Source organism: Cryobacterium sp. TMT4-31, from assembly GCF_004403385.1.
In the GTDB taxonomy this organism is placed as follows: domain Bacteria; phylum Actinomycetota; class Actinomycetes; order Actinomycetales; family Microbacteriaceae; genus Cryobacterium; species Cryobacterium zongtaii.
On record NZ_SOGI01000060.1, the window covers coordinates 25678 to 32081 of the forward strand.

The window sequence follows — 6404 nt, forward strand, 5'->3', positions numbered from 1 at the left end:
TGGACGGTACGACTGCTGTGAGCCTAATACACCCCTGCGCTGGGGGAACGGCCTGGCGATATCGGTTCGGGAACAGCCCAAACGACGCCTGTCAAGGCTAGTGGGTCCTGCGCAGTGGCACTCCGGCGGAGTCGTCGATGCCCCAGGTCAGCGAAAACTTAGGGGATCAGCCGTTCGCGGCTGCGTTGATCGTGATCTCGTCCACGCCACCGTCCGTGACACCCCAGGCATCGAGGATGGCCGTGTAGCTGCCGTCATCCACCATCGACTGCAGGGCGGACTGCACGGCGGCGGTGAGTTCGGAACCCTTGGCGACGACCATGCCGTACGGGGCCTCATCGAAGGTGTCGCCGGCCGGCTGCAACTTGTCGCCGGTCTGGGCGATCGCGTACAGCGAGACCGGGGAGTCGGCGCTGAGTGCGTCGGCCTGGCCGAGCACGACAGCGTTGGCGACGTCGGCCTGGGTGTCGAACTTCAGCTTGTCGATCGGCGGCTTGCCGGCGGCAACGCAGGCCTCGCTCTTGGCGGGCACCTCATCGGTGTCCTCGAAGGTGGCGGTCTGCACGGCCACCTTCAGGCCGCAGGCGTTGTCAGGGTCGACGTCAGTGCCCGTCACCGACGCCCACTGGATGCCGGCGTTGTAGTAGTTGACGAAGTCGACCTGCTCCGCGCGCTCCGGGGTGTAGGTGAACGAGGATGCTCCGATGTCGGCCTTGCCGCCGGCCACGCTCGGGATGATGTTGTCGAACTTCGCGACCTGGAACGTCGGCGTCAGGCCGAGCTTGGCGGCGATACCGGCGGCGAGCTCGATGTCCCAGCCGATCGGGTCGCCGGCCTCGTTCTTGAACTCGTTCGGCGCGTAGGTCGGTTCGGTTCCGATGAGCAGGGTGCCACGATCAGCCACCGCGGCCGGGACCAGTGCCGCTGCCGCGTCGTCTTTCGTGATCGCAGCGGCATTGCCCTCGGGTGACCCGGACTCCGCCGGAGTCGAATTGTCGACGCATCCGGTGAGCATCAGTGCCGCCACGGCAGCGAGGGCGGGGAATACGTATCTAGCGCGCATGGCACAACCTTTTCCTGGGTCTCGACGCTTCACAGGATCGAGTCGACTGAGCGCTCCGTGGATTGTACGACTGGGGTGAACCTGAAACACCCCTGCGCTGGGGTACGGCTCGTACGATCTCGGCTTCGAAATCAGTCGAAACGGAGGCAGGTCAAGGTTACCGTGCTCCGGACAGCCCGTGCTCCAGGCTGCCCTCGCTCCCAGTCGCCCTCGCTACCGTCCGCGATTACTTCGCGGCGTCGGCGGCCAACGCGGCCACCGAGAGCTGGGCGACGTAGTCGTCGATGCCCCAGGTGAGCGAGAGACCGGTGGGCGGGGAGACCGAGGCGACGAAGGCCGCGCCGACCGGCGACGCCACTGCCTTGTTCTGCACCTGCGGCATGACCTGCGCGTAGCCGGCGTTCAGGAACGCGTCGGATTCCTCCTGGGTGGCGGCGAAGTTGACGATCACGTCGCTGGTGAGCTTGTCGAGCTGCTCGTAGCTGATCGTGTAGAAGAAGTCGGACTCGCCGTTGGCGAGTTCGGCGACGCTGGGGGCGCTCTCAAAGCCGAGCTCGGTGGCGAAGGTCACGCGCGGGTCAGCATCCGTGTAGACGTAGAACACGCCGGCGGTGTCGGAGGTCAGGGCGACGGTCTTGCCGTCGAACTCCGGATGCGCCGCGGCCTTCTCGGCGATCGTGTCGTCGATGTCGGCGAGCAGGGTGGTGGCCTCGTCGGACTTGCCCAGGGCCGTGCCGGTGATCTCGATCAGCTCGCGCCAGTCGGTGGACCAGGGCTCGTCGGGGTAGGCCACGACCGGGGCGATGTCGCTGAGCAGTTCGTACTGTTCCTCGGTGATGCCGGAGTACGCGGCGAGGATCACGTCGGGCGCGGCGGCCGCGATCTCCTCGTAGGGGGGTTCGGTGGAGTCGGAGAGCACGGTGGGAACGTCTGCGTCCTGCTCGTCCAGGGCGTCGGCGATCCACGGCAGCACACCGTTCTCGTCGCCGCCGTAGGCCTGGAAGGGGATGGCGACGGGCACGACGCCCAGGGCGATGGCGTCGTCGGCGCTACCCCAGCCCCAGGTGACCACGCGGGTGGGCTCGGCGTCGATGGTGGTCTCACCGAAGGCGTGCTCGATGGTGACGGGGAACGCGCCGCCGGCCGCGGCATCCGAACCGGCGTCGCCGTCGGAGTCGGAGGCGGAGCATCCGCTGAGCGTGAGGGCGGCGATGGCCGCGGTGGCGGCGAGCACGGTGGTCAGACGTCTGGGCACAGGTAACTCCGGTTCTGAGGGGCGGAAATGACCGCCGATGTTTAGGGTAGCCTCACCTAATATAGCGGGTCAGACGCTTCCGTGGAACCGTCCGATGGGCACAACCAGGGGTGAGCCGCAGACCGGGTCGGCGATGACGTGGGCGGTGAGCCCGAAGGCCTCGAGCACGACCGCCTCGGTGAGCACTTCGGCCGGGGGGCCCTCGGCGATGATGCGCCCGTGCCGCATGACGACAAGCCTGTCGGCGTATCGGGCGGCCAGGTTCAGATCGTGCAGCACCATCACCACCGTGGTGCCCTGCTCGTGGTTGAGCTCGTGCAGCAGGTCGAGCACCTCCACCTGGTGGGTGACGTCGAGGAAGGTGGTGGGTTCGTCCAGCAGCAGGATGTCGGGTTTCTGCGCGAGCGCCATGGCGATCCAGACGCGTTGACGCTGCCCGCCGGAGAGTTCCTCCATGCGCCGGGAGGCCAGCTCGAGGGTCTGGGTGGCGGCCATGGCCTGGGCGACGATGGCGTCGTCGGTGCTCGACCAGTGCCGGAACCAGCCCTGGTGCGGGTACCGGCCGCGGCCGACGAGGTCGGCCACGCCGATGCCCTCCGGGGCGATGGGCTGCTGGGGCAGCAGGCCCACGACGGTGGCGACCTGACGGCTGGGCAGGCCGGCGATGTTCCGACCGTCGAGGGTGACGGTGCCGGCCTGCGGCGGCAGCAGCCGGGCGAGGCCGCGCAGCAGCGTGGACTTGCCGGACGCGTTGGCGCCGACGATCACGGTGATCGCGCCGGGTTCGATGGCGAGGTCGAGGTTGTCGACGATGCGGGTGCCGTCGTAGCCGAGGCTGAGGCCGGTGGCGGTGAGGGCGTGGCGAGCGGATGCGGCCGACTCGGCGGCGTGCGGGGCGGCGGGCTGAGCGATGGGCTGGCCGGTGGGCTGGGGCATCAGGCGCCCTTTCCGATTCGGTTCTGGGTGGCGAGCAGCCAGAGCAGGTAGGGGGCGCCGATCGCGCCGGTGATGATGCCGGCCGGCAGTTCGAGTGAGCCCGGCAGCAGGTGCTGGGCGGTGAAGTCCGCGACGGTGGTGATCAGCACGCCGATCAGGGCCGCCGGTAGCAGGGCCAGACTGCCGGTGCCGACGAGGCGTCGGGCGATGGGTGCCGAGACGAAGGCGATGAACGCGAGCGGACCCACGAACGCGGTGGCGAGGGCCGCGAGGGCCACGGCCGTTACGAGCAGGGCCAGCCGGGAGCGTTCGGCGCGCACGCCGAGGCTGCTGGCGGTGTCGTCGCCCAGCTGCAGCATCCGCATCCGCCCGGCGAGCAGCCCGATGGCCGGCAGCAGCACCGCCAGGAACCCGGCGAGGACCGCGATCTCGGACCAGCGGGCGCCGCTGACGCTGCCGACCAGCCAGGTGAGGGCGTCCTGCGCGTTGCGGAGGTCGGCTCGGGAGAGCAGGTAGCCGAGCAGGCCCTGCACCATGAACGCGACGCCCACACCGATGAGCACGAACCTGTAGCCGACGACGCCGCCGCGCCAGGCGAGCAGGTAGATGGCGGCGGCCACGACCATGGCGCCGGCGAACGCCATGAACGAGGTGGCGACACTGCCCAGGCCCAGCACGAGCATGCCGAACACGGCCGCGGCGCTGGCACCACCGGTGACGCCGATGATGTCGGGGCTGGCCAGGGGGTTGCGTAGCACCGTCTGGAACAGCCCGCCGGAGATCGCGAAGGCCACGCCGACGAGGACCGCCAGGGTCAGCCGAGGCAGCCGCAGCTTGAACACTATGAAGTTCTCGCTGCTGGACCCCTGGCCCACCAGGGTGCGCAGCAGGTCGGGCACGCTGAGGTTGTATGCGCCCACCATCAGGCTCATCGCGGCGACCAGCAGTACCAGCACGGCCAGGACCAGCACGATGCGGCGTTCCCGGCGGTGCCGCAGGGTGCGGGCCAGCGCGAGCGGGGCGGCATCCGCTACGGCCCGGGTGGATGTCGTCACGGTGGCGCTCACAGACCGGCCAGCTTCACGCGGCGCACCAGGGCGATGAGCATCGGGGCGCCGAGGAACGCGACGACCAGGCCGGCCTCGATCTCGCCGGGCCGGGCGATGACCCGGCCGAGCACATCGGCGGCCAGCAACAGCACCGGGCCGAGCACCGCGGAGTAGAGCAGGATCCAGCGGTAGTCCGGGCCGGTGAAACGGCGGGCGATGTGCGGCACGGCCAGGCCCACGAACACGATCGGTCCGGCCATGGCGGTGGCGGAGCCGCAAAGCAGCACCACGGCGACGGCGCAGACGATGCGGGCCGCTACGAGGTTCTGGCCGAGCCCGCGGGCCAGGTCGTCGCCCAGGGCGAGCGCGTTGAGCATCCGCCCGGCCAGCAGGCAGAGCAGCACCCCGAGGCCGATGAACGGGGCCAGCTGCAGGGTGGAGCCGAGGTCGCGGGCCACGAGGGAGCCGGCCGACCAGAACCGGTACTTGTCGAAGGCGGCCGGGTCGCTGAGCAGCACGATGGTGATCAGCGAGGTGAGTGAGGCTGTGAGCGCGGTGCCGGCCAGCGCCAGTTTGACCGGGGTGGCGCCCTCGCGGCCGAGCGAGCCGACCACGTAGACGATCACGGCAGCCACGAACGCGCCGGCGAAGGCGAACCAGACGTAGCCGAGCGCCGAGGTGACGCCGAACCAGGCGATTCCGGCGACGACGAAGAGCGAGGCGCCGGCGTTGACGCCGAGAAGGCCGGGGTCGGCGAGCGGGTTGCGGGTGATGCCCTGCATGAGGGCGCCGGCCAGGCCCAGTGCGAGGCCGGCGAGTAGGCCGATGGCGGTGCGTGGCACCCGCAGGTCGAGCACCACGGTGTGGTCGGTGATGCCGAGGTCGGGGCGCAGCAGCGCCTCGAGCACGGTGCCCAGCGGGATCGACCGGCTGCCCACCACGAGGGAGGCGGCCACGGCGAGTGCCAACAGGAGCACGGCAATGCCCAGTCCGACGAGCTGACGGCGGCGCGGTACCCGCAGCTCGTTCCCGGCCGCGGGCACGACAGAGCCGCGGGCAGGCGCACCCGCCCCCGGAGCCGCTGAGGTAAGCATTACCTAAGTATGACAGCCTCGACCTGAGCAGTCACCGACGCTGGCAGTATGAACCCATGACCGTGCCCGTGCTGCGTTTCGCCGCCTTCACCGATCCGACCCTCACCCATGCGGCGGGCGGGGGAAATCCGGCCGGCATCGTGCTCGACGCGAGCGGCCTCGACGACGCGGCGATGCAGGCCGCCGCCGCCGCCGCCGAGGTCGGCTACGCCGAAACCGCGTTCATCACGGTGCCGGGGGTGGACGGCGATCCGCGCAGAAGCCGGCTGCGCTACTTCTCCCCCGTCGCCGAGGTGCCGTTCTGCGGGCACGCGACCATCGCCACGGCCGTGGCGCTGGTCGGCCGGGACGGTGTCGGCCCGTTCACGTTCGACACCAGCGTCGGCACCATCATCATCGAGACCCGCACCACGGATGCCGGCCTGGCCGCATCCTTCACCAGCGTTGAGCCCGAGGTGCGGGCCATCGCGCCCGAGGTGCTGACCGAACTGCTCGGGCTACTCGGCGTCTCGGTTGCGGCGCTGCATCCGGAGTACCCGCCGTTGCAGGCCTTCGCGGGCAACTGGCATCCGGTGCTGGTCTTCGCCGATCAGGCCGGGTTCGACGCCTTCACCTTCGACCCGGCGGCCATGCGCCGTCTGATGGATGCCCAGGGCTGGGCGGGCACCGTCACCACCCTGTCGGTTCTGGGCGTCGGCGAGTTCGAGGCACGCAACCTGTTCCCGGTCGGCACTCTCAGCGAAGACCCGGCCACCGGCTCGGCCGCCGCCGCGGTGGGCGGCTACCTGCGCGAGCTCGGGCTGGTGATGCCGCCGGCGCGGGTGGTCATCCACCAGGGCCGGCACGTGAACCGGCCGAGCCTGCTGCTCGTGGACGTGCCCGTCGCCGGCGGCATCGTGGTGAGCGGTACCGCGACCCGGATCGCCTAGCCGCGCGGCGGGACAGCCCCGGCACGCGCCAGCCCTCGCAGCACGCGCCAGCCCTCGCGGCACGCGCCAGCCCTCGCG

The 6404-nt window shown here is 70.5% G+C and carries 6 protein-coding genes; 1 reads left to right on the top strand and 5 read right to left on the bottom strand.

Annotation, left to right across the window (positions count from 1 at the left end):
- Positions 1-166: 166 nt before the first annotated feature.
- From E3T19_RS13965 to E3T19_RS13985, 5 genes are all read right to left on the bottom strand, one after another.
- Entirely contained in the window at positions 167-1063 is an 897-nt protein-coding gene (locus E3T19_RS13965; RefSeq protein ID WP_088456976.1) for an ABC transporter substrate-binding protein, read from the bottom strand.
- 226 nt (positions 1064-1289) lie between these two features.
- Entirely contained in the window at positions 1290-2318 is a 1029-nt protein-coding gene (locus E3T19_RS13970) for an iron-siderophore ABC transporter substrate-binding protein (protein ID WP_088456977.1), read from the bottom strand.
- A gap of 69 nt (positions 2319-2387) precedes the next feature.
- Positions 2388-3254: an ABC transporter ATP-binding protein gene (locus E3T19_RS13975; RefSeq protein ID WP_088456978.1), complete on the bottom strand. Its 867-nt coding sequence runs from the start codon at positions 3252-3254 to the stop codon at positions 2388-2390.
- Positions 3254-4321 (bottom strand): iron chelate uptake ABC transporter family permease subunit, encoded by a 1068-nt coding sequence (locus E3T19_RS13980; RefSeq protein WP_240632250.1) that lies wholly within the window; start codon positions 4319-4321, stop codon positions 3254-3256. The genes E3T19_RS13975 and E3T19_RS13980 overlap by 1 nt, the downstream gene beginning before the upstream one ends.
- The gene (locus E3T19_RS13985) at positions 4318-5397 is read right to left on the bottom strand and encodes an iron ABC transporter permease (RefSeq protein WP_088456979.1); all 1080 of its coding nucleotides are present in this window, start codon (positions 5395-5397) and stop codon (positions 4318-4320) included. Before E3T19_RS13985 ends, E3T19_RS13980 begins: the two co-directional genes overlap by 4 nt.
- A gap of 56 nt (positions 5398-5453) precedes the next feature.
- On the opposite strand from E3T19_RS13985, the gene E3T19_RS13990 reads away from it, so the two are divergent.
- Positions 5454-6326, top strand: coding sequence for a PhzF family phenazine biosynthesis protein (locus tag E3T19_RS13990; protein WP_134409119.1), 873 nt, complete (start codon positions 5454-5456; stop codon positions 6324-6326).
- The last annotated feature ends 78 nt before the right edge of the window (positions 6327-6404 follow it).

What these genes read in the sequence shown, in the direction of transcription:
- E3T19_RS13965 (WP_088456976.1), bottom strand. Translation starts at nt 1,063, where the DNA reads ATGCGCGCTAGATACGTATTCCCCGCCCTCGCTGCCGTGGCGGCACTG.
- E3T19_RS13975 (WP_088456978.1), bottom strand. Translation starts at nt 3,254, where the DNA reads ATGCCCCAGCCCACCGGCCAGCCCATCGCTCAGCCCGCCGCCCCGCAC.
- E3T19_RS13985 (WP_088456979.1), bottom strand. Translation starts at nt 5,397, where the DNA reads ATGCTTACCTCAGCGGCTCCGGGGGCGGGTGCGCCTGCCCGCGGCTCT.
- E3T19_RS13990 (WP_134409119.1), top strand. Translation starts at nt 5,454, where the DNA reads ATGACCGTGCCCGTGCTGCGTTTCGCCGCCTTCACCGATCCGACCCTC.